Source organism: Mycobacterium sp. pW045, assembly GCF_041287085.1.
Taxonomy (GTDB): domain Bacteria; phylum Actinomycetota; class Actinomycetes; order Mycobacteriales; family Mycobacteriaceae; genus Mycobacterium; species Mycobacterium algericum_A.
This window is the reverse complement of record NZ_JBGGKU010000003.1, coordinates 93,795-120,509: the sequence shown is the minus strand read 5'-3', so window position 1 is coordinate 120,509 and position 26,715 is coordinate 93,795. Positions and strand designations below refer to the sequence as shown.

Here is a 26,715-nt window from a genome sequence, read left to right as displayed (position 1 = left end):
TCAACCCATCCGACGGTAGGCATGGTGAAGTGGACACAACCGGAAAGGAGGGCGGACCGTGTCCGAACTGCTCGGCCTGCCCCGGTCGGTGCGCGCCTGCCTGTTCGATCTGGACGGCGTGCTCACCGACACCGCCAGCGTGCATACCCGGGCCTGGAAGGCCATGTTCGACACGTATCTGTCGGCACGCTCCGAACGCACCGGCGAGCCGTTCGTGCCGTTCGACCCTGTCGACGACTACCGGCGCTTCGTCGACGGCCGGAAACGCGACGACGGGGTGCGTACCTTTCTGGCCAGTCGCAACATCACGCTGCCCGACGGCACCGACGACGACCCGCCCGACGCCGAAACCGTGCACGGCCTGGGCAACCGCAAGAATGAGGCCTTCCACCTGACGCTGCAGACCGACGGGGTGGACGTGTTCGAAGGCTCCCGGCGCTACCTGGCGGCGGTCACCGCGGCAGGCCTGGCCACCGCGGTGGTGTCGGCCAGCGCCAACGCCGGCGAGGTACTGGCGATCACCGGCCTGGAGAAGTTCATCGGCCAGCGTGTCGACGGCGTCACCCTGCGCGCCGAACACCTCGCGGGTAAACCGGCCCCCGACTCGTTCCTGCGGGCGGCGCAACTGCTCGGCGTCGACCCCGCCGCGGCCGCGGTGTTCGAGGACGCGCTGTCGGGGGTGGCGGCCGGACGGGCCGGCGGGTTTGGTTTCGTGGTGGGTGTCGACCGGGTGGGGCAGGCCGAAGACCTACGCAGCCATGGCGCCGACGTCGTTGTCACCGATCTGGAGGAACTGTTGGGAGAAAAGGCCGAATGATTCCTGAGGACTATTTTCCGATCGAGCCGTGGCAGGTCCGCGAAACGCGGCTCGACCTCGATGTGCTCGGGCAGACCGAATCCCTGTTCACGCTGTCCAACGGACACGTCGGCCTGCGCGGCAACCTCGACGAGGGCGAGCCGTACGGCCTGCCCGGTACCTACCTGAACTCGTTCTACGAGGTTCGGCCGCTGCCCTACGCCGAAGCCGGGTACGGCTATCCGCAGGCCGGGCAGACCGTCGTCGACGTGACCAACGGCAAGATCATCCGGCTGATGGTCGACGACGAGCCGTTCGACGTCCGCTACGGCGAGCTGATCGACCACGAGCGGATCCTCGACATGCGGGCGGGCACCCTGACCCGCCGCGTGCACTGGCGCTCCCCGGCGGGCCAACAGGTCAAGGTGCACTCGACCCGACTGGTCTCGCTGGCCCAGCGCAGTGTCGCGGCCATCGAATACACCGTCGAGGCCGTCGACGAATTCGTGCGCGTGACAGTGCAATCCGAGCTGGTCGCCAACGAGGATCAGCCGCCGACCTCCGGTGATCCTCGGGTCGCGGCGATCCTGGACCACCCGCTGGAAGCCGTGGAACGGGAGACCACCGACACCGGCGCGGTGCTGGTGCACCGTACCCGGGCCAGTGATCTGATGATGGCCGCGGCCATGCACCACGAGATCGAGGTACCGGGCCGGGTCCAGGTCAACACCATGGCGATTCCCGACGTGGCCGCGACCACCGTGGTGTGCGGGCTGCGGCCGGGACAGCAACTGCGGATCATCAAGTACCTGGCCTACGGCTGGTCCAGCGAGCGGTCCCGGCCCGCGCTGCGCGACCAGGCGATCGCCGCGCTGACCGGTGCGCGCTACAGCGGCTGGCAGGGGCTGCTGGATTCCCAGCGGGCCTACCTCGACGAGTTCTGGGACGGTGCCGACGTCGAGGTCGACGGTGACCCCGATTGCCAGCAGGCGGTCCGTTTCGCGCTGTTCCACATCCTGCAGGCCAGCGCCCGCGCCGAACACCGGGCGATCCCCAGCAAGGGGTTGACCGGCACCGGATACGACGGCCACACGTTCTGGGACAGCGAGAGTTTCATCATCCCGGTGCTGACCTACACCGCTCCCTACGCGGCGGCCGACGCGCTGCGCTGGCGGTCGTCGACGCTCGATCTGGCCCGCGACCGGGCCACCGAACTCGGGCTGGCCGGGGCGGCGTTCCCGTGGCGGACGATCCGCGGCCAGGAATGCTCGGGGTACTGGCCGGCCGGCACCGCCGCCTGGCACATCAACGCCGACATCGCCGCGGCGTTCGAGCAGTACCGGGTCGTCACCGGGGACGGCTCCCTGGAGGCCGAGTGCGGGCTGGAAGTGCTGATCGAGACGGCCCGGCTGTGGCGATCGCTGGGTCACCACGACCGGCACGGGGTGTGGCACCTGTCGGGGGTGACCGGCCCCGACGAGTACACCGCGATCGTCCGCGACAACCTGTTCACCAACCTGATGGCCGCCCACAACCTGCGCACCGCCGCCGACGCGTGCGCTCGCCACCCCGATGCCGCCCAGGAACTGGGGGTCACCAACGAGGAGATGGCCAGCTGGCGGGATGCCGCCGACGCGACACACATTCCCTACGACGAGGAGCTCGGCGTTCACCCGCAGTGCGAAGGCTTCACCTCCGCCGCGGAGTGGGACTTCGACAACCGAACCACCTACCCGCTGTTGCTCAACGAGCCCTACGTGCGGCTGTACCCGGCCCAGGTGGTCAAGCAGGCCGACGTGCTGCTGGCCATGCACTGGCGCAGCCATGCGTTCACACCTGAGCAGAAGGCCCGCAACGTCGACTACTACGAGCGGCGCACGGTGCGGGACTCGTCACTGTCGGCGTGCACCCAGGCGGTGATGTGCGCCGAGGTGGGACACCTGGAGCTGGCCCACGACTACACCTACGAGACGGCGTTCGTCGACCTGCGCGACCTGCACGACAACACCCGCGAGGGATTGCACCTGGCGGCACTGGCCGGGACCTGGCTGGCGCTGGTGGCCGGGTTCGGCGGGCTACGCGACGACCAGGGCGTGCTGGCGCTGAACCCGGCTTTGCCCGAGGGGATTTCACGCCTGCGATTCCGGTTGCGCTGGAGGGGATTCCGCGTGACGGTAACCGCCACCGACGACGAGGTCAGCTACACCCTGCGGGACGGCCCGGACGGCCGGCTGACGATCCACCATGCCGGCAAGGAACTCGAACTGAGCACGCAAGCGCCCACCACGGTGCCGGCGTGTCCGCGCGAGCCACTGCTGCCGCCACCGCTGCAGCCGCCCGGTCGCGCGCCCTCCCACCGGCGCCAGTTCGCGCGGTGACGCCTCAGCCGATGCCGGAAGCCCAGCGCAGCGCGCCGACGGCGTGGTCGGGCACCGCCGGGTTCTTCGGCGCGATCGGCTCCAACCGCCGGTAGGGTTCGCCCTGGGCCGGCCGCTGGTCGTCCTCACCCTTGTTTGGCCACAGCGACGCGGCCCGCTCGGCCTGCGCGGTGATCGACAGCGACGGGTTGACGCCGAGGTTGGCCGAGACCGCCGCACCGTCGGCCACCGCCAGCGTCGGGTAGCCGTACACCCGCTGGTAGGGGTCGATGACGCCGTGCTCGGGGCTGTCTCCGATCGCCGCCCCGCCCAGGAAGTGCGCGGTGAGCGGGATGTTGAACAGTTCGCCCCAGGTGCCGCCGGCCACGCCGTCGATCTTGGCGGCGATGCGGCGGGTGACCTCGTTGCCGACCGGGATCCAGCTCGGGTTGGGTTCACCGTGGCCCTGCTTGCTGGTGTAGCGGCGGATGCCCAGCTTGCCGCGTTTGGTGAACGTGGTGATCGAGTTGTCCAGGTGCTGCATGACCAGCGCGATCACCGTGCGCTCGCTCCACTGCTTGGGGTTGAGCAGCCGCAGGATGTGCGCCGGGTCTTCACGGGCCTGATCCAGCAGCTGCTTCCAGCGCGGGACGTCGGTTCCCTGCGGGCCGGCGCCATCAGTCATCAGGGTCTGCAGCAGGCCCATCGCGTTGGAGCCCTTGCCGTAGCGGACCGGTTCGACGTGGGTGTCGGCGGTCGGATGGATCGAGGAGGTGATCGCCACGCCGTGGGTCAGGTCCAGGTCCGGGTTGACGTTCAACGTGGCTGCGCCGACGATCGATTCGGAGTTGGTGCGGGTCAGCACACCCAGCTTGTCGGAGAGTCGGGGCAGCTTCCCCCGGTCGCGCATCTTGAACAGCAACTTCTGGGTGTTGTAGGTGCCCGCGGCCAGGATCAGATACCGGGCGGTGAAGGTCTTGCGGTGTCGGCGCACCCGCAGGCCGGTGCGCACCGTCCGCACCTGCCACAGCCCATCGACATCCTGCTCGAAGCCGGTCACGGTCGTCATCGGATGCACTTGCGCGCCAGCCGATTCCGCCAGGTACAGGTAGTTCTTCACCAGGGTGTTCTTGGCGCCCCACCGGCAGCCCGTCATGCACTCGCCGCACTCCAGGCAACCGGTGCGCTGCGGGCCGGCGCCGCCGAAGTATGGGTCGGGCACCGTCTTGCCCGGGGTCTTCTCGCCGCCCTCACCGAAGAACACCCCGACGGGCGTGGCCACGAACGTGTCGCCGACGCCCATATCGTCGGCGACCTGCTTGACGATGCGGTCGGCGTCGGTGAACGTCGGGTTCTGCACCACCCCGAGCATCCGCTGGGCCTGGTCGTAGTGCGGCATCAGCTCGGCCCGCCAGTCGGTGATGTGCGCCCACTGCTTGTCGGCGAAGAACGGCTCCGGCGGGACGTAGAGGGTGTTGGCGTAGTTCAGCGAGCCGCCGCCCACCCCGGCGCCGGCCAGCACCATGACGTTGTTGAGCAGGTGGATCCGCTGGATGCCGTAGCACCCCAGTTTCGGCGCCCACAGGAAATCCCGCAGGTGCCAGGAGTTCTTGGCGAAGTCCGGGTCGGCGTAACGGCGGCCCGCCTCCAAAACGCCGACCCGGTAGCCCTTCTCGGTCAGTCGCAGCGCGCTCACGCTGCCACCGAACCCCGAACCGATGATGAGGACGTCATAGTCAGGTTGGCGATCAGGCTCCATAGCCCGCAAGTATGGCTCTACCCGCCGGTAACTTGCTAGCTAGGCAGCCCTTACCTGTCGGGGTCATTCGGCGGTCCCAGCTTCGCTTCGCCTCCACCGGCCCGGGGGCCAACTCCGGCGAACCTCGCTGAACCGCCGGGGTCATTCGGCGGTCCCAGCTTCGCTTCGCCACCACCGGCCCGGGGGCCGACTCCGGCGAACCTCGCTGAACCGCCGGGGTCAGCTCCCGACGGTCAGCCCGACCTTCTGGAATTCCTTGAGATCGCAGTAGCCGGCCTTGGCCATCGACCGGCGCAGGCCGCCGACCAGGTTCAACGAGCCGAACGGGTCGTCCGAGGGGCCGTCGAGCACCTGCGCCAGGCCCGGACGCTCACCGTAGGCGACCTGCATCAGCGCGCCACGCGGCAGCGACGGGTGCGCCGCCGCCGAGGGCCAGTACCAGCCCTCGCCCTGCGCCTCGGCCGCCGCGGCCAGCGGCGTGCCCAGCACCACCGCGTCGGCGCCGCAGGCGATCGCCTTGGCCAGGTCCCCGGAGGTGTGGATGTCGCCGTCGGCCAGCACGTGCACGTAACGCCCGCCGGTCTCGTCCAGGTATTCGCGGCGGGCCGCGGCGGCATCGGCGATCGCGGTGGCCATCGGCACGGAGATGCCCAGCACCTCATCGGAGGTGGTCACCCCCGCGGTGGAGCCGTAGCCGACGATCACCCCGGCCGCGCCGGTGCGCATCAGGTGCAGCGCGGTGCGGTGGTCGATCACCCCGCCGGCCACCACCGGGATGTCGAGCTCGGAGATGAACGTCTTGAGGTTCAACGGTTCGCCGTCGCTCGCAACCCGTTCGGCGGAGATGATGGTGCCCTGGATGACCAGCAGATCGATGCCGGCGGCCACCAGCGCCGGCGTCAGCGCCGCGGCGTTTTGCGGGCTGACCCGCACCGCGGTGGTCACTCCAGCCTCGCGGATGCGCGCCACCGCGGCACCCAGCAACTCGGGGTCCAACGGCGCGGCATGCAACTGCTGTAGCAGCCGGATCGACGCCTCCGGCTCCGGCTCCTTGGCCGCCACCTCGACGACCTGAGCGATCTTGGCCTCGATGTCAGCGTGCCGGCCGATCAACCCTTCACCGTTGAGCACCCCCAGGCCGCCGAGTTTGCCCAGCTCGATCGCGAACTCCGGGGAGACCAGCGAGTCGGTGGGGTGCGCCAGCACCGGGATCTCGAACCGGTAGGCGTCGAGCTGCCAGGCCGTCGACACGTCCTTGGAGGAGCGGGTGCGCCGGGACGGCACGATGTTGATGTCGTCGAGCTCGTAGGTACGCCGGGCGGTGCGGCCCATGCCGATCTCAACCATGTCACGCATGACGGGTCAGCCTCGTTTCTGTTTCGCGGTGCGCGAATGCGCCGGGACGAACGCCTGCTCAGCGCACGTAGTAGTTGGGCGCTTCCACGGTCATGGTGATGTCGTGCGGGTGGCTTTCCTTCAGGCCGGCCGCCGTGATCCGCACGAACTGCGCCTGCTGCAGCGCCTCGATGGTCGCCGAGCCGGTGTAGCCCATCGCCGCGCGCAGCCCGCCGGTGAGCTGGTGGATGACGGTGGTCAGCGGGCCCCGGAACGGCACCCGGCCCTCGATGCCCTCGGGCACCAGCTTGTCCTCGGAGAGCGCGTCGTCTTGGAAGTAGCGGTCTTTGGAGTAGGACTTGGCTCCGCCGCGGCCTTGCATGGCGCCCAGCGACCCCATCCCGCGGTAGCTCTTGAACTGCTTGCCGTTGACGAAGATCAGCTCGCCGGGCGACTCGGCGGTGCCGGCCAGCAGCGAGCCGAGCATGGTCGTCGACGCCCCGGCGGCCAGCGCCTTGGCGATGTCACCGGAGTACTGCAGCCCGCCGTCGGCGATCACCGGCACGCCCGCCGGCGCACAGACGGCCACGGCCTCCATGATGGCGGTGATCTGCGGGGCGCCCACCCCGGCTACCACCCGGGTGGTGCAGATGGAGCCGGGCCCCACGCCGACCTTGACCGCGTCGGCGCCGGCCTCGACCAGCGCGGCCGCCCCGCTGCGGGTGGCCACGTTGCCGCCGACCACTTCGACGCGCTCCCCCACCTCGGCCTTGAGCTTGCCGACCATGTCGAGCACCCCCCGGTTGTGGGCGTGCGCGGTGTCGACGATCAGCACGTCGACCCCGGCGTCGGCCAGCGTCATCGCCCGCACCCAGGCGTCGGCGCCGACGCCGACCGCGGCCCCGACGAGCAGCCGGCCGTCACTGTCCTTGGTGGCCAGCGGGTGCTGCTCGGTCTTGACGAAGTCCTTGACGGTGATCAGCCCGGTCAGCTTGCCGCGGCCGTCGACGATCGGCAGCTTCTCGATCTTGTGGCGGCGCAGCAAGCCCAGCGCGGCGTCGGCGGAGACGCCCTCCTGGGCGGTGATCAGCGGCGCCTTGGTCATCACCTCGGCGACCGGTTTGTTCTGGTCCACCTCGAAGCGCATGTCCCGGTTGGTGATGATGCCGACCAGTGAGCCGTTCTTGTCGACGACGGGCAGCCCGGAGATCCGGAACCGCGCGCACAGCGCATCCACCTCGGCCAGGGTGTTCTCCGGCGTGCAGGTGACCGGGTCGGTTACCATCCCGGCCTCGGAGCGCTTGACGGTCTCGACCTGACCGGCCTGCTCGGTGACCGGCAGGTTGCGGTGCAGCACGCCCATCCCGCCGGCGCGGGCCATCGCGATCGCCATCCGGGCCTCGGTGACGGTGTCCATGGCGGAGCTGACCAGCGGCACCTTGAGCGCGATGTTGCGGGTCAGCCGGCTTGAGGTGTCGGCGGTCGCCGGCACCACGTCGGAGGCCGCCGGTAGCAGCAGCACATCATCGAACGTCAGCCCCAGCATGGCGATCTTGGGTGGATGCCCACCGGCGACACCGCCGGTGGGCATCGCATCGTCGAACGTGCCGGCGGCACCGGGTGCACCGGGGGCATAGGGAATCGTCGGGGCACTGGGGTCACCAACGGACATCGGGAGCCTCCACTACGCAGCCGGGGTGAGACATCCATCCTAATCGCGGCGCGCGGCGGCGTTCGTTCCCCACCTACCCTTGCCGGTCATGCGGGCCGCTGAACGGCTCCGGGCACCGGCCGCTGGCATTCTGTCGTGACCTCTGCGTACCCTGAGGGCGTGCGTGACCACCTGCCACCCGGTTTGCCGCCTGACCCGTTCGCCGACGATCCCTACGACCCGTCTGCCGCGCTGGACGCCGTCGAACCGGGGCAACCGCTGGATCCGCAGGAGCGGACCGCGGTCGAAGCCGACCTCGCCGATCTGGCGGTCTACGAAGCACTGTTGGCGCACCGGGGCATCCGCGGCCTGGTGGTGTGCTGCGACGACTGTCAGCAGGACCACTATCACGACTGGGACATGCTGCGCGCCAACCTGCTGCAGCTGCTCATCGACGGCACCGTCCGCCCGCACGAACCGGCTTACGACCCCGAACCCGACAGCTACGTGACGTGGGATTACTGCCGCGGCTACGCCGATGCGTCGCTCAACGGGGCGACCTCGGAGGCCGACGGCTACCGCTGAGCCGCCGAGTCAGCCGCGCTGCCACCTACCGCCGCGGTGACGCACCAGCTCGGCGGCGTCGTCACGCAACTTCAGCAATTCCTCGACCGTGTCCCGCGCGCCGGCCGCATCGACCAAGTCGATCAACATGCAGGCCAGTGCCCATCGCAGCGGGACCAGACCCAGCCGGTCGGCGTCGTGTAGCGCCGTGTCGGCCACCGCGCGCGCTTTGTCGACGCTGCCGGCGCAGCACAGCGCCCCGGCCAGCACCACCCGGCTTTTCACCCGATGGCGCGCCATCGTCTCGGGAGTCAGTTCCAAGGCGTGCTCGGCGTGGCGCACCGCGGTGGCGCCGTCGCCGGTGACCATGGCCAGTTCGGCCGTCACCCAGTTCCGGCGCACCGCCAGGCGCGCCGGCGCCGTCGGTTGCGGCAGCCCTACCGCCCGTTCCAGCAGTGCCGCCGAGGCCGCGAAGCGCCCGACGCCCAGCGCGTCGGCGGCCAGCCCGACCAGCGCATCCGCGGTGGCCTCGGTGGTCTCCGGGTCGGCCTCGTGGTCGGTGCAGGCCAGCGCCAGCGCCCGGCCGTCGAGGCCGCGGGCCCGCTCGTGCCCACCGAGTTGGCGCAGGAACGACGCCTGCGTGCTGTGCGCCAGCGAGGCCAGCGGTCCGGCCGGCGCCTCGCGCAGCAGCGCCGCCAGATCGGTGCCGGCGCTGGCGTAACGCCCCTGGCCGCCGGCGGCGACCGCACGCAGCCACCGCTGCCGGGGGGTGGTTGCGGCCGGCAACGGCCAGCGGCCGGGCGCATCGCCGAACGCGGCGGCGGCCAGCGCCGCGTCTGGGTCCTCGGTCATCGCTGCGCGACGTTACGCGGCCGGGTCAACGTCGCGCCGTCCGCCCGGAAGAACATCCGCTCTCAGGGAATGTCCACCGCCTTAGGCCAGCCTTTCTTAACCGTCCCGTAGGTCTAACTTCAGACGCTTTCGTTACGGTCCCCCCAGCGCCGGATACCGCCGGCGCTGTTTTACGCGCACCACCAGACACCTCAACGGCCGCAACCGATCCGGTCGACCAGTTTTGAGAGGGGTTCCCATGCCACAGGTTGAGCAGCTGCCCGGCCGCAATGCGGACGTATGGGATTGGCAACTCCGAGGAGCGTGCCGGGGCGTTGACTCGTCGGTGTTCTTCCCGCCCGATGGGGAGCGCGGCCGCGCCCGGGCTCAGCGGGAGCAGAACGCCAAACGGTGGTGCCGCAGCTGCCCGGTGCTGGAGCAGTGCCGTGCGCACGCACTTGCCGTGGGTGAGCCCTACGGGATCTGGGGCGGCATGTCGGAATCCGAGCGGCACGCCGCGCTGCGCTGCCTGCGACCCAGCGGCTGAGCCCGGAAAACCCCGGTGACCCCGCTGGGCTGAAATCGCGCCGTTATCCGGTTTCACCGGCGGCAACACCGTTACGCTTCCCGCACGGCGCAGGCCGGCGACGGCGAGGGGAGTCACATGCGTAATCAGCTGCTGTTCGGGACCCTCGCGGCGGGGTGCGCCCTCGGCTTCCTTGCCGCGCCGGCGGCCAGCGCCGACGAGGAAGGGTTTCTCAATGAACTGCGGGCCAACGGCTTCCCCGGTTTGACGGTCGGCGACGCCCAGCTGCCCGACGGTGTGGTCGTGGCGAACGGGTGGATGGCATGCAACCGGCTGCATCTGGGCGAGAAGCCCGAACAGACGCTGGCCCAGGTGAGCCCGAATGACGTCGAGAAGGGCCGCATGCTGATCAACGCCGCGCAGCATAATCTGTGCCCCGACACGCTCTGAAACGTCGCCGGCGTCAGCGATCGCAAAAAACCACCGGGCGCAGTATCAGCGTGTGATAAGCACAAGCGGTGAAAAAACGGGGCGGGATCAAAAGCACGGTTGCGCAGGCCGCCGTCGTCGCCATGATGGCGGCTACGGCCGGGGTGGGGGTCGGCTCGTCGGTGCACGCGGCGGCGGCACTGCTGGCCGCCGAAGGCCCGCTGGCGGGCAGCCTGACGGCGCTCATCCTCGGCGGAACGACCGAACCGACGCCGTCGCCTGAATTCGCGCGGTCCGCCGAGAGCCTGTACCTGAATCCGCTGGGGTTCAACGGCGGCTCGACCGATTCGACGGTCTGCTACATGGACGGTACCGACCCGTGCAGCGCCCCACTGCAGGTGCTGACGACACCGGAACTGGTCCAGCAGGGACCGAGCAGCCTCACCGCCGCGTCGGCGATCGTGCTCGCCGTGCAGAACCAGTTCGATGCCAACCCCGGGGCGTTCGATGCCGAACACCCGCTGACGATCTTCGGCTACTCCCAAAGCGCCACCGCCGAGTCGATCGCGATGACCCGACTCGCCGAGGCGGGCATCCCGCTGGACTCGCTGCACTTCGTCTTCATCGGCGACCCCTCCACCCCGGACGGCATCTGGCAGCACCTGGAAGCGGCGATGCAGGCGACGCTCGGCCCGGATCTGACGAGCTATGTGCTCAACCTGTTCGGTATGACCGACGTGCTGGGGAACCTGACACCGAATGACCTGTATGCGGCAACCATTTACGGGCTGCCCGGTGACCCGGTCTCCAACTTCGCCGACGTCTTCGACGAAAAGGGACTGCTCGGCGCGATGCTGGATATCCTCTGGCCGCACGTGTGGTACCTGGGGCTGACACCGGAGCAGGTCGCCGACGCCACCACCACAGTCGACGGCGCCCTGACCTACGTCAACATCGACGACACCGACATCAACGGCCTCACCGCCTGGCTCGACGCGGTGCTCAGCGGCGGGGCCGCCAACAGCGGTCTGTTCGAGAGCCTCTGGGATTCACTGCAGTTGCTGTTCGGCAACTTCTTCTGAGTTGCCCACCGTCACCCCGGCGGCCCTCTCCAGCACCTTGACGATGCAGGTGAAGTCCGATTCGGGGCCCTGTTCTCGCAGCGTCGATTCCCACAGCGCGGCCACCGCGTCGGCGAGTTGGCTCGGCAGGCCCAGGGCACCGGCCTCGGCCAGGTACAGCCGTACGTCCTTGACCATCAGTCCGGTCGCGAAGCCATAGTCGAACGTCCTGGGCAACACCGCTTTTGGGAACTTGTCGCGACTGGCATGGGTTCCGCCCGAGCCGGCGTTGAGCACGTCGATCATCGCCTGCGGGTCGAGGCCGGCCTTGACGCCCATCACCATGACCTCGGCGGTGGCGGCCAGCGTGGTGGCCGCCATCAGATTGTTGACCAGTTTCATCGTCTGGGCGGCGCCGGGCTTCTCACCGACGAACACCGGGCGGCCGAGCTCGCCGAGCAGCGCCTCGGCGGTGTCGAACGCGGCGCGTGGCCCGGAGACCATGATGGCCAGGCTGCCCTGCGATGCCCCGCCGACGCCGCCGCTGACCGGGGCATCCAGGGCCGCGACGCCGCAAGCCTGCAATGTGGCGTGATTGCGCTGCGCGACAGCGCTTCCCACGGTTGACAGGTCGATGAACAGCTTGGTCTTCGCGTCGCCGGCCACCGCCTCGGCGACCGCCTCGACGACCGCCGAAGACGCCTGCAACGACGGCAGGCTGGCCAGCACGATCTCCGCCCGGTCGGCCACCTGCTGCGGCGAGGAGGCAGCGTGGGCGCCGAACTTCGTTGCGCGGTCGATCACTTCGCCGCGGGTGTCGTAGACCACCAGTTCGCGACCGGCTGCCGCCAACCGGCCCGCCATGGGAAACCCCATGTTGCCAAGGCCGATGAAGCCGATCATCGGCTGCTGTCGTATTCGGCGAACGCCTCGCGGGCGATCCGGAAGCTGTCCACCGCCGCCGGAACGCCGGCGTAGATCGCCACGTGCATGAAGATCTCGCGGATCTCCTCGCGGGTGACGCCGTTGGTGAGTGCCCCTTTGACGTGGGTGCGCAGTTCGTTGGGCCGGTTGAGCACCGCGATCATCGCGAGGTTGAGCATGCTGCGGGTCTTGCGCGGCAGGCCGTCGCGTCCCCACACCGCACCCCAGCAGTATTCGGTGACCAAGTCCTGAAACGGCGCGGCGAAGTCGTCACCGGCGGCGGCCTGGGCCACATACGCTTCGCCGAGCACGGCCGCGCGGATCTCGCGGCCCCGCTCATAGGTCTGTTGGTCCATGGGCCCTCCTAGTTCGATGCCGAACGCACCTTCTCGACGATGGCGAGAACGCTAGACTCAAAGATAAGAATGTGATAATCACATGTGATGCACAGCATGGGGGGTTGCCCTAAAACCCTGAAACCGCGGCGTCGGGGCGTCAACAAGGCAATTTCCGGGTTCGCCGCCGCCGGCCTGATCGTCGCCTCGACCGGCGCCGCGGTCAGCACGCCGGTCGGTTCGCTGCTGCTCGAGGCGGCACTGCTGGCCGTCGACGGCCCGCTGGCCGGCAGCCAGACCGCGCTCATCCTCGGCGGCACCGGCCAGCCGACCCCGTCGCCGGAATACGCGCGATCCGCCGAGAACCTGTACCTGAATCCGCTGGGATTCAACGGCGGCTCAACTGACTCGACGGTCTGCTACATGGACGGCACCGACCCCTGCAGCGCCCCGTTGCAGGTGCTCACGACACCTGAGTTGTTTCAGCAGGGCCCGAGCAGCCTCACCGGCGCGTCGCTGATCACGCTCGCCGTCCAGAACCAGTTCGCCGCCAACCCGGGCGCATTCGACGCCGATAACCCGCTGACGATCTTCGCCTATTCCCAGAGCGCCACCGCAGCGTCGATCGCCATGTCCCGACTCGCCGAAGCGGGCATACCCGCCGATTCGCTGCACTTCGTGTTCATCGGCGACCCGTCGACCCCGGACGGCATCTGGCAGTACCTGGAAGCCGCCATGTACGCAACGTTGGGCCAGGATCTCTCGGACTACCTGCTCAAGCTGTTCGGCCTGACCGAGGTGCTGGGCACCCTGACGCCCACCGACCTGTACTCGGCGACCATCTACGGTCTGCCCGACGACCCGGTCTCCAACTTCGCCGACGCGTATGACAACTACGGCCTGTGGGGCGCACTGCTGGGGATCTTCGGCCCCCACGTGGAGTACCTGGGCCTGACCCCCGACCAGATCGCCGACGCGACCACCACCGTCGACGGCATGCTGACTTACATCGAGATCGACAACAGCGAGATCAACGCCTTCGACGCCTGGCTCAGCGCCTTACTGTGGCACGGGGTCGCCAACAGCGATCCGTTCCAGGCCCTGTTCGACTCGATCAACCTGCTTTTCAGCAACTTCTTCTAGCACCCAGCCCGTTTTCGGGTCATTCCGGCGACCATTCCGGCCCGGCGCAGATCGCAGTGCGCCGGGCCGGAATTCCGGGTGTCACAGCGTGCTCAGCCGTGCGGCGCCTCGGATATCTTGCTGTCCGGCGTTCCCACCGTCTTGCAGTAAGTCGAAACCGACAGCCGGGTCGCCGAAATCTCCAGATTGGAGGGGTCCGCGCCGCTCTTGTCTTTGAGCATCTTGCTGATTTCGTCGTCCTGCTTCTTCTCGTCCTGCTCGACGAAATCCTTGCATCGGGTGTCGCCTCCGGTATTCATCACCTTCGACGCCGAGCACCCACTGGACAGCAGTACACCGACGGCCATGGCCGCAACCGCAACGTATTTCACCATTTCTCTTGCCCCTTACGCCTCGCGGCCGAACAGGCGCAGCAGCCACAGCAGGATGATTGCGCCCAGGATTGCAGTGAACAATGTGAACCACCAACCGCCGCTCGCGGTGTCCACGACGAAGCTCAGCAGAAAACCGCCGATCAGCGCGCCGACAACGCCCACAACAACGTCGGTGAGCAGGCCGTACTTGGTCTTCATGACCATGCCTGCTATCCAGCCGGCAATGGCTCCGATAATGATGTAACCGATCCACCCGACACTGGTCAACGTGCTGGAGCGGGCCAGAAATTCAGTTGCCGCCACTGGGTCCATGGTGATCTCCTTTACAGCGCCTTCAATACACCGTCCTGATCGACGACGCGGAGAATCAATACCCGTTCTCGGCGGTTATAAACGGACCGGCTCATCAAGGCCGCCGAGCAGTCCCCCGTAAGCGGGCGGTACCCCCAGCGAAAGCCCCCATTCCGGAGCCGGAATGGGGGCTTTCGCGTCTTGTCGCGCGGCAAGCGCGGTGGCTAGTGCGCGTGCCCGTGGTGCCCGTGGGCGTCGGCGGCCTCCTCGGCCGGCTTGTCCACCACCGCGGTCTCGGTGGTCAGCACCATGCGTGCCACCGAGGCGGCGTTGAGCACCGCGGACCGGGTCACTTTGACCGGGTCGACGATCCCGTCGGCGGCCAGGTCGCCGTAGGTCAGCGTCGCGGCGTTGAAGCCCTGCCCGGCCGGCAGCTCGGCGACCTTGCTGACCACCACCGCGCCGTCCACACCGGCGTTGCTGGCGATCCAGTACAGCGGTGCGCTCAGCGCGGCGGCGAACACCTCCACGCCCAGCTTCTCATCACCGCTGAGCGAGGACGCCAGCTCCGACAGCGCCCCGCGGGCCTGCACCAGCGCGGCCCCGCCGCCGGTGATGATGCCCTCCTCGACGGCCGCCTTGGCCGCCGCCACCGCGTCCTCGACCCGGTGCTTGCGCTCCTTGAGGGCGGTCTCGGTGGCCGCGCCGACCTTGATCACCGCCACGCCGCCGGCCAGCTTGGCCAGCCGCTCCTCGAGCTTCTCGCGGTCCCAGTCGGAGTCGGTCGCCTCGATCTCGGCGCGCAGCTGCTTGACGCGAGCGGCGATCGCCTCGGCGGTACCGGCGCCGTCAACGATGACGGTGTCGTCCTTGGAGACCACCACCCGGCGTGCGGAACCCAGCACATCCAGGCCGGCCTCCCGCAGCGTCAGGCCGACGTCGGGGTTGATCACCTGGGCGCCGGTGACGATCGCGAGGTCCTCCAGGAACGCGTTGCGCCGGTCGCCGAAGTAGGGTGCCTTGACCGCGACGGCCTTGAGCGTCTTGCGGATCGCGTTGACCACCAACGTCGACAGCGGCTCGCCCTCGACGTCCTCGGCGATGATCACCAGCGGCTTGCCCGCCTCGACGACCTTCTCCAGCAACGGCAGCAGGTCGGGCAGTGAGCTGATCTTGTCGCGGTGCAGCAGGATCAGCGCATCCTCCAGGACGGCCTCCTGCGAGTCGAAATCGGTGACGAAGTAGGCCGACAGGAAACCCTTGTCGAAGCCGACGCCGTCGGTGATCTGCAGTTCGGTGGAGAGCGTCGAGGACTCCTCCACGCTGACCACGCCGTCGCTGCCGACCTTGGTCATCGCCTCGCCGACCATTTCACCGATCTCCTCGTCGCGCGAGGACACGTTGGCCACCTGGGCGATCGACTCCTTGCCGGAGACCGGGGTCGCCGCGGCCAGCAACGCCTCGGATACCGCGTCGGCCGCCTTGGCGATACCGGCGCCCAGCGCGATCGGGTTGGCGCCGGCCGCGACGTTGCGCAGCCCGCCGGAGATGATGGCCTGGGCCAGCACGGTGGCGGTGGTGGTGCCGTCGCCGGCGACATCGTTGGTCTTGGTGGCCACCGACTTCACCAACTGGGCGCCGAGGTTCTCGAACGGGTCCTCCAGGTCGACCTCACGGGCCACCGTGACGCCGTCCATGGTCACCGTCGGGCCGCCGAACGACTTGGCCAGCACCACGGCGCGGCCGCGCGGGCCCAGCGTGACCCGGACGGCGTCGGCCAGTTTGTCGACGCCGGTCTCCAAGGCCCGGCGGGCGGCCTCGTTGAACTCAATCTGCTTGCTCACGAATGTCAACCCTTTCCCGTCACGCGTGCCGCCCCGGACATCACCCGTACTACGGGGACCTCCGGGGCGGGCACGGTGTCTGCTTTGGCTACTTGCCGACGATGGCCAGCACGTCGCGCGCGGACAGGATCAGGTACTCCTCGCCGGCGTACTTGATCTCGGTACCGCCGTACTTGCTGTAGATGACGACGTCGCCTTCCTTGACATCAAGCGGAATCCGCTTGTCGCCGTCCTCATCCCACCGGCCGGGGCCGACGGCAACGACGGTGCCTTCCTGCGGCTTCTCCTTGGCAGTGTCCGGAATGACCAGACCGGAAGCGGTCGTGGTCTCGGCCTCGTTGGCCTGAACGAGGATCTTGTCCTCGAGTGGCTTGATGTTCACGCTCGCCACGATTGGAGCCCTCCACATTGTCTGGATGCGACCCGGTTCGCTGCCTGGTCGCATCGGAACGTACTTACTTAAGGTGTTCGGCATTCGTGCGAACCCTCGCGTCGTCGTCGCGGGTGCCGAGCCAGGAATCGTCCGACTGCCACCTAGCACTCTATACACGAGAGTGCTAGCACTCAAGGTGGGGGCGGTGCTTCCTCGGTATCGGGCCTGCTCACCCGCGAGCGTGCGCAGAAACGGCAGCTCACCCGGCGTGTCGACCGGGGACCCGCACGCTCGCGCAAACGACCGGCAGACCGGGATCGGTGGCCACATCCAGCGGCGACGGCGGCACCCCGGCCGCGATCAGCTGCGCTGCGAACGCCGCGATCATCGCCCCGTTGTCGGTGCACAACCGCAGCGGCGGGATCCGCAGCGTCAGGCCCGCCGCGGCGCAGCGCTGCTCGGCCAGCTCGCGCAGCCGGGAGTTGGCCGCCACCCCGCCGGCGATCAGCAGCGTCGACACCCCCAGCTCCGTGGCCGCCCGCACCGCCTTGGCCGTCAAGACGTCGGCCACCGACTCCTGGAAGCCGGCCGCCACATCGGCGGGGACGAAGTCGGGGTTGGCCTCCACGTAGCGGGCCACCGCGGTTTTGAGCCCCGAGAAGCTGAACGCGTAGGGGGCGTCGCGCGCACCGGTCATCCCACGCGGGAACACCACGGCGCCGGCGTCGCCGGTGCGGGCCAGCTCGTCGAGCACCCGCCCGCCCGGGTAACCCAGCCCAAGCAGCCGGGCCACCTTGTCGTAGGCCTCCCCCGCGGCGTCATCGACGGTGCTGCCCAGCTCCACGATCGGCTCCCCGAGCGATCGCACGTGCAGCAGGTGGGTGTGGCCGCCGGAGACCAGCAGGGCAACACACTCGGGCAGCGGCCCGTGGGCGTAAATGTCGGCCGCCAGATGCCCGCCCAGGTGGTTGACCGCGTAAAACGGCACCCCCCAGGCGGCCGCATAGGCCTTGGCCGCGGCCACGCCCACCAGTAGCGCGCCGGCCAGACCGGGCCCGATGGTGGCAGCCACCGCATCGGGACGTTGCACCCCGGCCGTCTCGAGTGCGCGGCGCATGGTCGGGCCCAGCGCCTCCAGGTGGGCGCGCGAGGCGATCTCGGGCACCACCCCGCCGAACCGGGTGTGCTCTTCGACGCTGGAGGCCACCTCGTCGGCCAACAACGTCAGCGTGCCGTCGGCCGCCAGCTGGGTGATGCCGACACCTGTTTCATCGCACGAGGATTCGATGGCCAGAACTGTTGTCACGAGGGCGCCTCCCGCCGCATCAGGTAGGCGTCCGCGCCGTTGCGGTAGTAGCGCTTGCGCACACTGGTCTCGACGAAGCCGACGTCACGGTAGAGCCCGATCGCCGCGGCGTTGTCGGTACGGACCTCCAGGTGCACGACGCCGCCGTCGGCGTATTCCAGTAGGTCGGCCAGCAGCCGCCGCCCGATGCCACGGCCCTGGTGAGCCGGGTCCACCCCGATGGTGTGCACCTCGAACTCGAACGGCGGGGTGCGCCCCAGCCGGGCGATCCCGCCGTAGCCGACCAGCCGGTCACCGAGCCGGGCCGCGACATAGTGGTGGTCAGCGGCGCCGATGGCCCGGCTGAACGCCGCGGGCGGCCACGGGTCGTCACCGCCGAACAGCTGGGCCTCCAGTTCGGCGCAGCGCGCCGCATCGCTGTCGAACAGCGCACCGATCACCACCGGCGGCACCGCAGCATCGCGCGGTTTGGCATCGGGGCGGCGCAGGTACAACGGCACCAGCGGCGCCGGCTCGCTGTCCCAATCACGCACCGCCGCAACCAGTCCCATCGGTGTGGGATAAGCCACGTCGATCACCGGCAGGCCGAACAGGCCGGCGTGCGCCGGCGAGCCGGCCACCGCCGCGGCATCGCCGAGGTCGACGTCGGCCGGGGAACTGACCGCGGGGCCGGCCACCCGGACCCCGTCGCGGTAGCGCGCCCAGTACACCTCGCGACGCCGTGCGTCGGTGACCACCAGGGTCGCTCCGGTGGTGCAGACCCCGATGGCGTCCAGGCTGCAGACTCCGTGGACAGCGATGCCCAACGCATGTCCGTAGGCGGCGGCGCTGGCCATGCCGACCCGCAGCCCGGTGAACGGCCCCGGCCCGCAGCCCACCACCACCGCCGTCAGATCGTTCATGCCCAGCCCGGCGTCGGCCAGTGCGGCAATGACATTGGGGGTGAGCCGCTCGGCGTGCGCGCGCGCATCCAGGGTGACCCGCTCGGCGAGCACGCTGCGCCGGCCCGTCTCCGCTAGCACCAGTCCTGCGGTGACCGCCGGCGTGGCGGTGTCGATGGTCAGGATCGGCCCGATCATGGTGTGTGCCATCGCCAGGTCGCGGTGCGGGTCTCGGTGTCGGCGCCGCGGTCCAGCCGGATGTCCAGGTGCCGCTCCGAGAGTCGCTCGGCCAGTCCCTCACCCCACTCCACCACCACGACGGCGTCGTCGAGTTCGGTATCGAGATCCAGCGAGTCCAATTCAGCCAGCAGGTCCAGTCCCGATTCGTCGAGCAGCCGGTAGAGGTCGACGTGGATCATCGCCGGGTCACCGGGTCGGCGGGGCCGATGTTCGCGGGCCAGCACGTATGTCGGCGAGGTGACCGGACCCTCGACGTCCAGTGCCACGGCGATTCCCTTGGCCAGCACCGTCTTTCCGGCACCGAGCGGTCCGGACAACACCACGACATCGCCGGCGCGCAGCTGCGCGCCCAGGCGCGTTCCCAGCGCCACGGTGTCTTCGGTCGTCGCCAGGTGCTGCGTGTCAGCCACTGCGCCCGGCCTTCCGGCGCAGCCGGCGGGTCAGCGTGACCCGGCGGGGGGTGGCCCGCTCCACCAGCCGCACCAGCGCGTCGTCGATGATGTCGGGTTCCTCCAGCTGCACCAGGTGCCCCGCTCCGGGCACGATCACCAGCTCACAGTCCCACAGCGCGGCCGCCATCGCCCGTGAGTAACCGTCCGGGGTGAGCAGATCGCGGTCGCCGCAGGCAACCAGGGTCGGGATCTTGGCCAACGTCTCCAGTGCGGCACTCTCGTCGTGAACCTCCAGTGCATGCAGAAAACCGACCATGGTGGCCACCGGGGTGGTGTGCATCATCTCCTCGGAGAACGCCACCACGCTCGGGCTGATCTGGTCGGTGCCGTAGGAGGCGGCGCGCAGGATCGGCGCGATCACCCGGCGGGCCGCACCGCGGCCGCGGTGCACCAGGCCCGGGGCGTAGCGCACGGTGAACTGAACCGCCTCCAGGGCCGGGTTGCGCAGGATCTCCCCCAACGGTGATCGGGAAACACCTTTGGCCGCCGAGGAGATCAATGCCGCACCCACGATCCGGTTGCGGTAGCGCTGCGGAAACTGCCGGGCATGCGACAACACGGTCATGCCGCCCATCGAATGCCCGACCAAGACCACCGGCCCACGCGGCACCGTCGCGGTCAGCACCGCCTCCAGATCCTGACCGAGCCGCGGCACGGTGTAGGTATCCGGCGGGGCGACCGTGGAATCACCGTGGCCGCGTTGGTCGTAGAAGACCATCCGGACCTGGCGACCCCATTCGGCGGTCAGCCGCGCCCGCTGAAAGTGGAACGAGCCCATGCGCAGGCAGAAACCGTGCGCGAACACCACGGTCAGCGGCGCGTTGCGGGGGCCCACATCGCGGACCGCCAGTTCGACGCCGTCGTCGGTGACCACCACCGAACTGTGGTCGTGCGCGAGGATCTCGAAATCCTCGGCGGCATAGGGATCGTCGGCGGTGGTGCGGCGGGTCAGCGAGCGCGCGATGGTGGATCCGGCGATGGTGCCGACAGCGGTCAGCCCGGCCGCCCCGGCCAGCCAGCGGCCGGTTCGCAGCCGGGCGCGCCGCCGCTTAACGGCCATCGGACCCGGCCCCCCGGTAGGTTCTGGCGACCCGCCCGCGCGGTGAGTTCACCACCTCGTAGTGGATGGTGCCCAGCGCGTCGGCCCAGTCCTGGGCGATCGGCTCGCCGTTGGTGCCGGGCCCGAACAGGATGACCTCGTCACCCTCGGTCACGTCGACCGGCCCGGGGCCGAGGTCGACGACGAACTGGTCCATGCAGACCCGTCCGACGCTGGGCCGGCGCCGGCCGTTGATCAGCACGTCGAACCGGCCGCTCAGCGGGCGGAACACGCCGTCGGCGTAGCCCATCGGGACCAGCGCCAGCGTGGTGTCGGCCGCGGCGGTCCAGGTGTGCCCGTAAGAGACCGCCTCGCCGGCCTTGATCGAGCGGACCAGCACCACAATGGATTTCAGCGTCATGGCGGGCACCAGGCCCATGTCGCCACGCTCGGGGAGCGGGCTGAGCCCGTAGACGGCGATACCGGGCCGCACCATGTCGAAGGCCAGGTCCGGCCGGGTCATCACCCCGGCAGAATTCGCGAGGTGGGCCACCTCGAACCTCAGGCCCTCATCGCGGGCCAGCGCGAGCATATCGGAGAACCGTTGCGCCTGAATGTTGTTCACCGGGTTGTCGGCTTCATCAGCGCAGGCCAGGTGCGACATCAGGCCCCGCACCCGGATCGCGTCATCGGCGACAGCGCGGCGCAGCGCACTCAGCAGCGCGGGGTAGCCGGCGGCGCCGATGCCGTTGCGGTTCATGCCGGTGTCGGCCTTGACCGTCACCGTGGCGGTGCGGCCGGTACGGGCCACGGCGTCAAGCAACTCGTCGAGCTGCCGCACCGAGGAGACCGCGATCTGAACGTCGGCGGTCAGGGCGGGGGCGAAGTCGGTGTCGGGGCCGTGCAGCCACGCCAGTACCGGGGCGGCGATACCGGCCGCCCGCAACGCCAGCGCCTCATCGACGGTGGCGACCCCGAGTTCGGCTGCTCCGGCCGCCAATGCCGCTCTCGCCACCTGGGCGGCGCCATGGCCGTAGCCGTCGGCCTTGACCACGGCCATCACCTCGGCGGCGCCGGCCTGGTCAGACAGCACCCGCACGTTGTGGGCGATGGCATCCAGGTCCACCAGGGCTTCGCCGAGCAGGCCCGCCGTTCGGGATGTCACAGTCATGTCGGTCTCGATTGTCCCAGAACCCGCCGGATGCCCCCGTCCCCCCGCCGAACGTGCAACCACTGCGAAAAATCGGCCGGAAAATCGCAGCCGCTACACACTCGGCGGAAAAACGGGCTGCCGGGACCCAAAATCAGTGGGCGAAGTGCTGCTGATCGTCGAAATGGCCACCGGGCTTGAGCCGGTCCAGGGCGGTCACCGCCTTCAGGGTGTCATCGAAGAGCGCCCGGGCGAGGTCCGCGGAGAGCCCCTCGCGCACCACCACGCGCAGCACGGCGACGTCCTCGGCGCCCTCGGGCATGGTGTAGGCCGGCACCTGCCAGCCGAACGTGCGCAGCTCGTGGGAGACGTCGAACTCGGTGTAGCCACGATCACCCGCGAGGCGGCAGCTGACCACCGGGATCGCCGACCCATCGCTGATCACCTCGAAGTGCTCGCTCGCGGCCAGCTGGTGCGACAGCCAGCGGGCGGTGTCGGACAGCGTCCGCATCACCTCGGTGTAGCCGCTGCGACCCAGGCGCAGGAAGTTGTAGTACTGGCCGACGACCTGGTTGCCCGGTCGGGAGAAGTTCAGCGTGAAGGTGGGCATGTCCCCGCCGAGGTAGTTGACCCGGAACACCAGTTCCTCGGGCAGATAGTCGGCGCCCCGCCACACCACGAACCCGATACCCGGGTAGGTGAGCCCGTACTTGTGGCCGCTGACGTTGATCGACACCACCCGCGGCAGCCGGAAGTCCCACTTGAGGCCCGGGTGCAGAAACGGCACCACGAACCCGCCGCTGGCCGCGTCGACGTGCACCGGCACGTCCGCTCCCCCGCCGGCGGCCAGGGCGTCCAGCGCCTCGCAGATCTGCTCGACGGGCTCCAGTTCACCGGTGTAGGTGGTGCCCAGGATCGCCACCACGCCTATGGTGTTCTCGTCCACGGCGTCGACGACCTGCTCCGGGGTGATCACGTAGCGGCCCTGCGCCATCGGCAGGTAGCGGGGTTCGACGTCGAAGTAGCGGCAGAACTTCTCCCACACCACCTGCACGTTGGAGCCCATCACCAGATTCGGGGTGCGCCCCTGCCAATCCCCGACTCGCTGCCGCCACCGCCACTTCATCGCCAGCCCGCCCAGCATCACCGCCTCACTGGATCCCACGGTGGAGACCCCGATTGCGCTGGCGGGGTCGTCGTCGCGCAGGTTCTCCGCGTGGAACAGGTCGGCGACCATGGACACGCAGCGCTGCTCGATGGCCGCGGTGGCCGGGTACTCGTCCTTGTCGATCATGTTCTTGTCGAACGACTCCGCCATCAGCGCGGATGCTTCGGGGTCCATCCATGTGGTGACGAAGGTGGCCAGGTTCAGTCGCGAGCTGCCATCCAGCATCAGCTCGTCGTGGATGAACCGGTAGGCGGCCTGCGGCTCCATCGCCTCGTCGGGCATCCGCAGCGCCGGGACCGGTGAGGTGAACAGCCGCCCGGTATAGGCCGGGGCGATGGTGTGCGCGGGGACGGACGGGTGGGAATGGGTCACAGCGACTCCTCTTCTCAGAGCTCGGCCAGAGCGGTGCGGATGTGGGCCAGGATGCGCGACGCCGACGTGGGGGTGGCGCCGGGTCCGGGGTCGGCGGCTGAGGCCGCGGCCGCCCGGGTGTGCACGAACGCGGCTGCCGCGGCGGCCTGGGTGACGGGCAGGCCGGAGGCCAGCAGGGCGCCGATCATCCCGGACAGCACGTCGCCGGAGCCGGCGGTGGCCGCCCAGGATCCGCCCGGCGGGTTGAGATAGACCGGGCCGGCCGGGTCGGCGATGACGGTGACGTGGCCCTTGAGCAGCACGGTGGCGCCGAACTTCTCGGCCAGTTCCCGAGCTGCACCGACCCGGTCGGCGCCGGGCGGGTGGCCGGCCAGCCGGGCGTACTCCCCCGCGTGCGGGGTGAGCACGGTCGGCGCCGTTCGATCGGCCAGCAGCGACGGGTGCGCGGCCAGGATGGTCAGCGCGTCGGCGTCGACGATCACCGGCACGTCGGTGCCGAGCGCGAACCACAGCGCGGCGGCGCCGCTCTCGTCGGTGCCCAGTCCCGGCCCCACCGCCCAGGCCTGCACCCGCCCGGCGGCGGCCGGGCTGGGCGCGGCCACCACCTCGGGCCAGTGCGAAACCACTTCGGCGGCAGCACTTCCGGCGTAGCGCACCATGCCGGAGGTGGCGGCCACCGCCGCGCCGGCACACAGGATCGCCGCGCCCGGGTAGGTCGCCGACCCGGCCAGCACTCCGGTGACGCCCTGGGTGTACTTGTCGTCGCGCGGGCCGGGCGCCGGCCAGCACGCCTCGATGTCGGGGGCTTCCAGCGAGTGGGTGTCGGTGGCCGGCAGGTCCAGGCCGATGTCGATGAGTTCGACCCGCCCGCACTGTCCCAGCGCGTGTACCGGTTTGAGCCCACCGAAGGTGACGGTGAGTGCAGCCCGCACCGCGGGACCCTCGGCGGCGCCGGTGTGCGGGTCCAGGCCGCTGGGGATATCGACGGCCACCACCGGGATGCCGGCGGACTCCGCCGCGGCGAACACGTCGGCGGCGTTCGGGCGAAGCGCACCCCGTCCGGAGATCCCGACCACCCCGTCGATCACCAGATCCGTTGCGGGCGGCACCGTATCGACGATCCGGCCACCGGCCCGTTTGAATGCTGCCAGCCCCTTGGCGTGGGCGCGCTCCGGGTTGAGCAACACCGCGCTGGCGGTCGCACCGCGGCGACGCAACAGCGTTGCCGCCCACAGTGCGTCGCCGCCGTTGTCGCCGGACCCCACCACCGCGCACACGCTGCGGCCGGCCACCCCGCCGGTGCGCGCAACCAGCTCGCGCGCGATCGCGGTGGCCAGGCCGAACGCCGCCCGGCGCATCAGCACCCCGTCGGGCAGGCTCGCCAGCAGCGGCGCTTCGGCCGCGCGGATCGCTTCGACGCTGTAGTAGTTCCGCATCAGTGTCAGGCTACTTTCCGGGTGCGGCGGCTGGCGTCGACTTGGCCGAGGAGCGTGGCGCAGTCGGCGGCCCTGCCGGGTGCCGGATGACGGCGGTGATCCGCACCATGCGCTGATAACGTCTCCCGAGGATGTGACGATCCAGCTGCGACCCGGCGCCGATGGGATGAAGGGCCACCGATGAACGAACCGCACCGCCCGACCCGCAATCCCTACGATCCGACGCGGCAGACGCCGACCAACGCACCCATCGCGCCGGCACCGGGCGGCCCGTTCCCGCCAGCCTGGCCACCGGGGCCGCCGGCTCCCCCGCCGCCGGGCAACCGCCGGATGATCTGGCTGTTGGCGGGTCTGGTCTGCGTGCTGACAGTGATCGCGGTGGTGCTCACCGTGACCCTCGTCGGCCGTGATCAACACGAGAGCCCGCAATCGACCACGAAATCGTCGTCGGCGGCCTCCGACCGGTCACCGGTGCCCGTCTCCGCTCTCGACGAACTGTTTCCGGACAAGGAGCTCATCCGTAGCGCCGCCGCGGAACCAGGGCTGGGCTTAGTCGACAAGGGCGACGCCATGTTTCCGCCGACCGCGGTGGATGCCAGCTGCCAGGCGACCGACTTCATCGCCGCTAACCCGGTCTATGCAGGTTCGGGCTGGAGCAGCGTCCGCTGGCAGGCCTGGAACAGTCCCCCCGAAATCGCGCCCGAAACGTTGGTGCGTTCACTGCTGATGTCGGCGGTGAGCTATCCGTCTTCGGAGTCCGCTCAGGCGTTCTACACCAAACAGCGCGCCGCCTGGCAGTCGTGTGCGGGGCGCATCGTCAACTTGCGGATAACGAACTCGGAGAATGCCGCAGACTCATTCTGGACCGTCGGCAAGGTCATCGATGCCGACGACGTGCTCAGCACCGTTGTGATCGCCGAGGGCGGCGGCGCCTGGTCGTGCCAGAGCACGATGGCGTTGCGCAACAATATCGTCGCCCAGGTCAACATCTGCGGCGAAACCACGCCGAGCACGGCAGCCCGGGACATCATCGACGCGATCACCGCGAAGGTCGACGCGGCGGCGTAGGTTGATGCGCGGCTGCGACGCCGGTTAAGCGTTCAGTCGCGACCGACACTGAGGGGTGCGATGAACCAACCGCAGCGGTTGCCACCCGATCCCTACGACCGGACGTGGTTTGCGCCCGGCACCGGGCCCATCCCACCATCGGGCGGCCCGTTTCCGCCACCGGGCGCCGCGTTCCCGCCGGCGGGCAGCGGGTTCCCGCCTCACTGGCCGCCGGGGCCGCCGCCTCCGCCGCCGCGCGGCAACCGACCGCTGATATGGCTGTTGCTGGGCCTGGTCTGCGTGTTGACGGCGGTGTTGGTCACCGTGATCTTGGTCGGCCGCGACCAGAACGGGATCGCGCGAACCCCCACCGCAACATCGAAGCCAGCACCGGCGAAGACATCGGCGCCGGCCGGTCACGCACCGGTACCGGTGTCGGCGCTCGACGGCCTGCTGCCGGACCGGGGCTTCATCTCGTCCTCGGTGGGCGCTCCCGGCATCGACGTCGTCGCTCGCGGCGAAAACATCGACGTCGAAGATCTGGTGGATGTCGATTGCCAAGGAGTCGTCTCCGTCGCCTCGCGCGCCTACCTGGGCTCCGGCTGGACTGCCATCCGCTGGCAACACTGGAGCAACCCGCCCGACATCAATGCGCCCAGATTCACCAACCGTGTTGGGCTGTCGGTGACCATTTTCCCCCAAGCGGACGCTGCCCGTGCCTTTTACAGCAAGCAGAGCGCTGCTTGGCGCAAGTGCGCCCGCCGTATTGTCAACGGCCATCCCGTCAGTGCGAAGGAATTGACGGACCAGATCTGGGTCATCGGCGAGGTCACCGTCTCCGAGGGTGTAGTCGCCACCACCGCCATCAGCGCCCTCGGACCCGACTGGTCATGTCGACACCTGCTGAGCGTACGCAACAACGTTGCTGTCCGCGCCGCAGCATGTGGACGCACCGATCCGACAGCGGCGGCACAGACCATCCTCAACTCGATCACCCAGAAGATCGACGCCGCAGCGTGAGTTGGCACGCC

General features: G+C 69.5%; 27 protein-coding genes and 1 pseudogene. 9 read left to right on the top strand and 19 right to left on the bottom strand.

The window, feature by feature from the left end:
• Positions 1–58 precede the first annotated feature (58 nt).
• Together ACAG20_RS05415 and ACAG20_RS05410 are read left to right on the top strand one after the other, a co-directional pair.
• Positions 59–817 carry a beta-phosphoglucomutase family hydrolase gene (locus ACAG20_RS05415; RefSeq protein ID WP_370491824.1) on the top strand — a complete coding sequence of 253 codons (759 nt, stop codon included), beginning with the start codon at positions 59–61 and terminating at the stop codon, positions 815–817.
• Positions 814–3,174, top strand: a complete 2,361-nt coding sequence (locus tag ACAG20_RS05410) for a glycoside hydrolase family 65 protein (protein ID WP_370491823.1) — start codon at positions 814–816, stop codon at positions 3,172–3,174. The genes ACAG20_RS05415 and ACAG20_RS05410 overlap by 4 nt, the downstream gene beginning before the upstream one ends.
• A 4-nt stretch (positions 3,175–3,178) precedes the next feature.
• Here ACAG20_RS05410 and ACAG20_RS05405 read toward each other — a convergent pair whose 3' ends face one another.
• The 3 genes from ACAG20_RS05405 to guaB all read right to left on the bottom strand — a co-directional run bounded on the left by ACAG20_RS05405 (position 3,179) and on the right by guaB (position 7,838).
• A complete protein-coding gene (locus ACAG20_RS05405) occupies positions 3,179–4,912 on the bottom strand; it encodes a GMC oxidoreductase (protein WP_370491822.1) in 1,734 nt (577 codons plus the stop codon).
• Positions 4,913–5,131: 219 nt separating this feature from the next.
• Entirely contained in the window at positions 5,132–6,259 is a 1,128-nt protein-coding gene (locus ACAG20_RS05400) for a GuaB3 family IMP dehydrogenase-related protein (protein ID WP_370492060.1), read from the bottom strand.
• A 67-nt stretch (positions 6,260–6,326) separates the two neighbouring features.
• Positions 6,327–7,838 carry an IMP dehydrogenase gene (gene guaB / locus ACAG20_RS05395; protein ID WP_370492059.1) on the bottom strand — a complete coding sequence of 504 codons (1,512 nt, stop codon included), beginning with the start codon at positions 7,836–7,838 and terminating at the stop codon, positions 6,327–6,329.
• Positions 7,839–8,078: 240 nt separating this feature from the next.
• On the opposite strand from guaB, the gene ACAG20_RS05390 reads away from it, so the two are divergent.
• The gene (locus ACAG20_RS05390; RefSeq protein ID WP_041320144.1) at positions 8,079–8,483 is read left to right on the top strand and encodes a DUF5319 domain-containing protein; all 405 of its coding nucleotides are present in this window, start codon (positions 8,079–8,081) and stop codon (positions 8,481–8,483) included.
• 9 nt (positions 8,484–8,492) lie between these two features.
• Here ACAG20_RS05390 and ACAG20_RS05385 read toward each other — a convergent pair whose 3' ends face one another.
• Positions 8,493–9,314: a tetratricopeptide repeat protein gene (locus tag ACAG20_RS05385; protein WP_370491821.1), complete on the bottom strand. Its 822-nt coding sequence runs from the start codon at positions 9,312–9,314 to the stop codon at positions 8,493–8,495.
• Between the two features lie 238 nt (positions 9,315–9,552).
• On the opposite strand from ACAG20_RS05385, the gene ACAG20_RS05380 reads away from it, so the two are divergent.
• The 3 genes from ACAG20_RS05380 to ACAG20_RS05370 all read left to right on the top strand — a co-directional run bounded on the left by ACAG20_RS05380 (position 9,553) and on the right by ACAG20_RS05370 (position 11,330).
• Complete coding sequence (locus ACAG20_RS05380) at positions 9,553–9,840, top strand: WhiB family transcriptional regulator (RefSeq protein WP_041318590.1); 288 nt, start codon at positions 9,553–9,555, stop codon at positions 9,838–9,840.
• A 117-nt stretch (positions 9,841–9,957) separates the two neighbouring features.
• Entirely contained in the window at positions 9,958–10,269 is a 312-nt protein-coding gene (locus ACAG20_RS05375; RefSeq protein ID WP_370491820.1) for a DUF732 domain-containing protein, read from the top strand.
• A gap of 68 nt (positions 10,270–10,337) precedes the next feature.
• Positions 10,338–11,330 carry a PE-PPE domain-containing protein gene (locus ACAG20_RS05370; protein WP_370491819.1) on the top strand — a complete coding sequence of 331 codons (993 nt, stop codon included), beginning with the start codon at positions 10,338–10,340 and terminating at the stop codon, positions 11,328–11,330.
• On the opposite strand, the gene ACAG20_RS05365 is transcribed toward ACAG20_RS05370, so the two are convergent.
• Both ACAG20_RS05365 and ACAG20_RS05360 read right to left on the bottom strand, forming a co-directional pair.
• Positions 11,298–12,212: an NAD(P)-dependent oxidoreductase gene (locus ACAG20_RS05365; RefSeq protein WP_370491818.1), complete on the bottom strand. Its 915-nt coding sequence runs from the start codon at positions 12,210–12,212 to the stop codon at positions 11,298–11,300. The two genes, ACAG20_RS05370 and ACAG20_RS05365, sit on opposite strands and share 33 nt — an antisense overlap.
• The gene (locus ACAG20_RS05360) at positions 12,209–12,589 is read right to left on the bottom strand and encodes a carboxymuconolactone decarboxylase family protein (RefSeq protein WP_370491817.1); all 381 of its coding nucleotides are present in this window, start codon (positions 12,587–12,589) and stop codon (positions 12,209–12,211) included. Before ACAG20_RS05360 ends, ACAG20_RS05365 begins: the two co-directional genes overlap by 4 nt.
• 87 nt (positions 12,590–12,676) lie before the next feature.
• On the opposite strand from ACAG20_RS05360, the gene ACAG20_RS05355 reads away from it, so the two are divergent.
• Entirely contained in the window at positions 12,677–13,711 is a 1,035-nt protein-coding gene (locus ACAG20_RS05355; protein ID WP_370491816.1) for a PE-PPE domain-containing protein, read from the top strand.
• Positions 13,712–13,803: 92 nt separating this feature from the next.
• On the opposite strand, the gene ACAG20_RS05350 is transcribed toward ACAG20_RS05355, so the two are convergent.
• The 13 genes and pseudogenes from ACAG20_RS05350 to ACAG20_RS05290 form a co-directional block, all read right to left on the bottom strand.
• Positions 13,804–14,085, bottom strand: a complete 282-nt coding sequence (locus tag ACAG20_RS05350; protein ID WP_112688537.1) for a hypothetical protein — start codon at positions 14,083–14,085, stop codon at positions 13,804–13,806.
• Between the two features lie 12 nt (positions 14,086–14,097).
• Positions 14,098–14,397 (bottom strand): GlsB/YeaQ/YmgE family stress response membrane protein, encoded by a 300-nt coding sequence (locus ACAG20_RS05345; RefSeq protein WP_370491815.1) that lies wholly within the window; start codon positions 14,395–14,397, stop codon positions 14,098–14,100.
• Positions 14,398–14,600: 203 nt separating this feature from the next.
• Complete coding sequence (groL, locus tag ACAG20_RS05340) at positions 14,601–16,220, bottom strand: chaperonin GroEL (protein ID WP_370491814.1); 1,620 nt, start codon at positions 16,218–16,220, stop codon at positions 14,601–14,603.
• A gap of 88 nt (positions 16,221–16,308) precedes the next feature.
• Positions 16,309–16,611, bottom strand: a complete 303-nt coding sequence (gene groES, locus ACAG20_RS05335) for a co-chaperone GroES (RefSeq protein ID WP_019736720.1) — start codon at positions 16,609–16,611, stop codon at positions 16,309–16,311.
• Positions 16,612–16,852: 241 nt separating this feature from the next.
• Entirely contained in the window at positions 16,853–17,899 is a 1,047-nt protein-coding gene (tsaD, locus tag ACAG20_RS05330) for a tRNA (adenosine(37)-N6)-threonylcarbamoyltransferase complex transferase subunit TsaD (RefSeq protein ID WP_370491813.1), read from the bottom strand.
• Positions 17,896–18,351, bottom strand: coding sequence for a ribosomal protein S18-alanine N-acetyltransferase (gene rimI, locus ACAG20_RS05325; RefSeq protein WP_370492058.1), 456 nt, complete (start codon positions 18,349–18,351; stop codon positions 17,896–17,898). The genes tsaD and rimI overlap by 4 nt, the downstream gene beginning before the upstream one ends.
• Positions 18,352–18,363: 12 nt before the next feature.
• A pseudogene (gene tsaB / locus ACAG20_RS05320) lies at positions 18,364–18,990 on the bottom strand (tRNA (adenosine(37)-N6)-threonylcarbamoyltransferase complex dimerization subunit type 1 TsaB); the annotation flags it as partial.
• Positions 18,975–19,430, bottom strand: a complete 456-nt coding sequence (gene tsaE, locus ACAG20_RS05315) for a tRNA (adenosine(37)-N6)-threonylcarbamoyltransferase complex ATPase subunit type 1 TsaE (RefSeq protein ID WP_370491812.1) — start codon at positions 19,428–19,430, stop codon at positions 18,975–18,977. The pseudogene tsaB and the gene tsaE, both read right to left, overlap by 16 nt.
• Positions 19,423–20,532, bottom strand: coding sequence for an alpha/beta fold hydrolase (locus ACAG20_RS05310; protein WP_370491811.1), 1,110 nt, complete (start codon positions 20,530–20,532; stop codon positions 19,423–19,425). The genes tsaE and ACAG20_RS05310 overlap by 8 nt, the downstream gene beginning before the upstream one ends.
• Positions 20,522–21,682, bottom strand: a complete 1,161-nt coding sequence (gene alr, locus ACAG20_RS05305; protein WP_370491810.1) for an alanine racemase — start codon at positions 21,680–21,682, stop codon at positions 20,522–20,524. The genes ACAG20_RS05310 and alr overlap by 11 nt, the downstream gene beginning before the upstream one ends.
• 133 nt (positions 21,683–21,815) lie before the next feature.
• On the bottom strand, positions 21,816–23,201 hold the full coding sequence (locus tag ACAG20_RS05300) for a glutamate decarboxylase (protein ID WP_370491809.1): 1,386 nt from the start codon (positions 23,199–23,201) through the stop codon (positions 21,816–21,818).
• Between the two features lie 14 nt (positions 23,202–23,215).
• Positions 23,216–24,637, bottom strand: coding sequence for an NAD(P)H-hydrate dehydratase (locus ACAG20_RS05295; protein ID WP_370491808.1), 1,422 nt, complete (start codon positions 24,635–24,637; stop codon positions 23,216–23,218).
• Positions 24,638–24,849: 212 nt separating this feature from the next.
• On the bottom strand, positions 24,850–25,026 hold the full coding sequence (locus tag ACAG20_RS05290; protein ID WP_370491807.1) for a hypothetical protein: 177 nt from the start codon (positions 25,024–25,026) through the stop codon (positions 24,850–24,852).
• Here ACAG20_RS05290 and ACAG20_RS05285 point away from each other — a divergent pair.
• Complete coding sequence (locus tag ACAG20_RS05285) at positions 25,016–25,705, top strand: sensor domain-containing protein (protein WP_370491806.1); 690 nt, start codon at positions 25,016–25,018, stop codon at positions 25,703–25,705. The genes ACAG20_RS05290 and ACAG20_RS05285 overlap by 11 nt on opposite strands.
• Positions 25,706–25,966: 261 nt before the next feature.
• Positions 25,967–26,704 (top strand): sensor domain-containing protein, encoded by a 738-nt coding sequence (locus ACAG20_RS05280; RefSeq protein ID WP_370491805.1) that lies wholly within the window; start codon positions 25,967–25,969, stop codon positions 26,702–26,704.
• Positions 26,705–26,715: the final 11 nt, after the last annotated feature.

Excerpts from the sequence above, each read along its gene's own strand:
- ACAG20_RS05360 (WP_370491817.1), bottom strand. The coding sequence starts at position 12,589 with ATGGACCAACAGACCTATGAGCGGGGCCGCGAGATCCGCGCGGCCGTG.
- ACAG20_RS05410 (WP_370491823.1), top strand. The coding sequence starts at position 814 with ATGATTCCTGAGGACTATTTTCCGATCGAGCCGTGGCAGGTCCGCGAA.
- ACAG20_RS05355 (WP_370491816.1), top strand. The coding sequence starts at position 12,677 with ATGCACAGCATGGGGGGTTGCCCTAAAACCCTGAAACCGCGGCGTCGG.
- ACAG20_RS05380 (WP_041318590.1), top strand. The coding sequence starts at position 9,553 with ATGCCACAGGTTGAGCAGCTGCCCGGCCGCAATGCGGACGTATGGGAT.
- ACAG20_RS05375 (WP_370491820.1), top strand. The coding sequence starts at position 9,958 with ATGCGTAATCAGCTGCTGTTCGGGACCCTCGCGGCGGGGTGCGCCCTC.
- ACAG20_RS05385 (WP_370491821.1), bottom strand. The coding sequence starts at position 9,314 with ATGACCGAGGACCCAGACGCGGCGCTGGCCGCCGCCGCGTTCGGCGAT.
- ACAG20_RS05350 (WP_112688537.1), bottom strand. The coding sequence starts at position 14,085 with ATGGTGAAATACGTTGCGGTTGCGGCCATGGCCGTCGGTGTACTGCTG.
- ACAG20_RS05295 (WP_370491808.1), bottom strand. The coding sequence starts at position 24,637 with ATGCGGAACTACTACAGCGTCGAAGCGATCCGCGCGGCCGAAGCGCCG.
- alr (WP_370491810.1), bottom strand. The coding sequence starts at position 21,682 with ATGACTGTGACATCCCGAACGGCGGGCCTGCTCGGCGAAGCCCTGGTG.
- guaB (WP_370492059.1), bottom strand. The coding sequence starts at position 7,838 with ATGCCCACCGGCGGTGTCGCCGGTGGGCATCCACCCAAGATCGCCATG.
- ACAG20_RS05310 (WP_370491811.1), bottom strand. The coding sequence starts at position 20,532 with ATGGCCGTTAAGCGGCGGCGCGCCCGGCTGCGAACCGGCCGCTGGCTG.
- ACAG20_RS05365 (WP_370491818.1), bottom strand. The coding sequence starts at position 12,212 with ATGATCGGCTTCATCGGCCTTGGCAACATGGGGTTTCCCATGGCGGGC.
- ACAG20_RS05400 (WP_370492060.1), bottom strand. The coding sequence starts at position 6,259 with ATGGTTGAGATCGGCATGGGCCGCACCGCCCGGCGTACCTACGAGCTC.
- ACAG20_RS05405 (WP_370491822.1), bottom strand. The coding sequence starts at position 4,912 with ATGGAGCCTGATCGCCAACCTGACTATGACGTCCTCATCATCGGTTCG.
- ACAG20_RS05345 (WP_370491815.1), bottom strand. The coding sequence starts at position 14,397 with ATGGACCCAGTGGCGGCAACTGAATTTCTGGCCCGCTCCAGCACGTTG.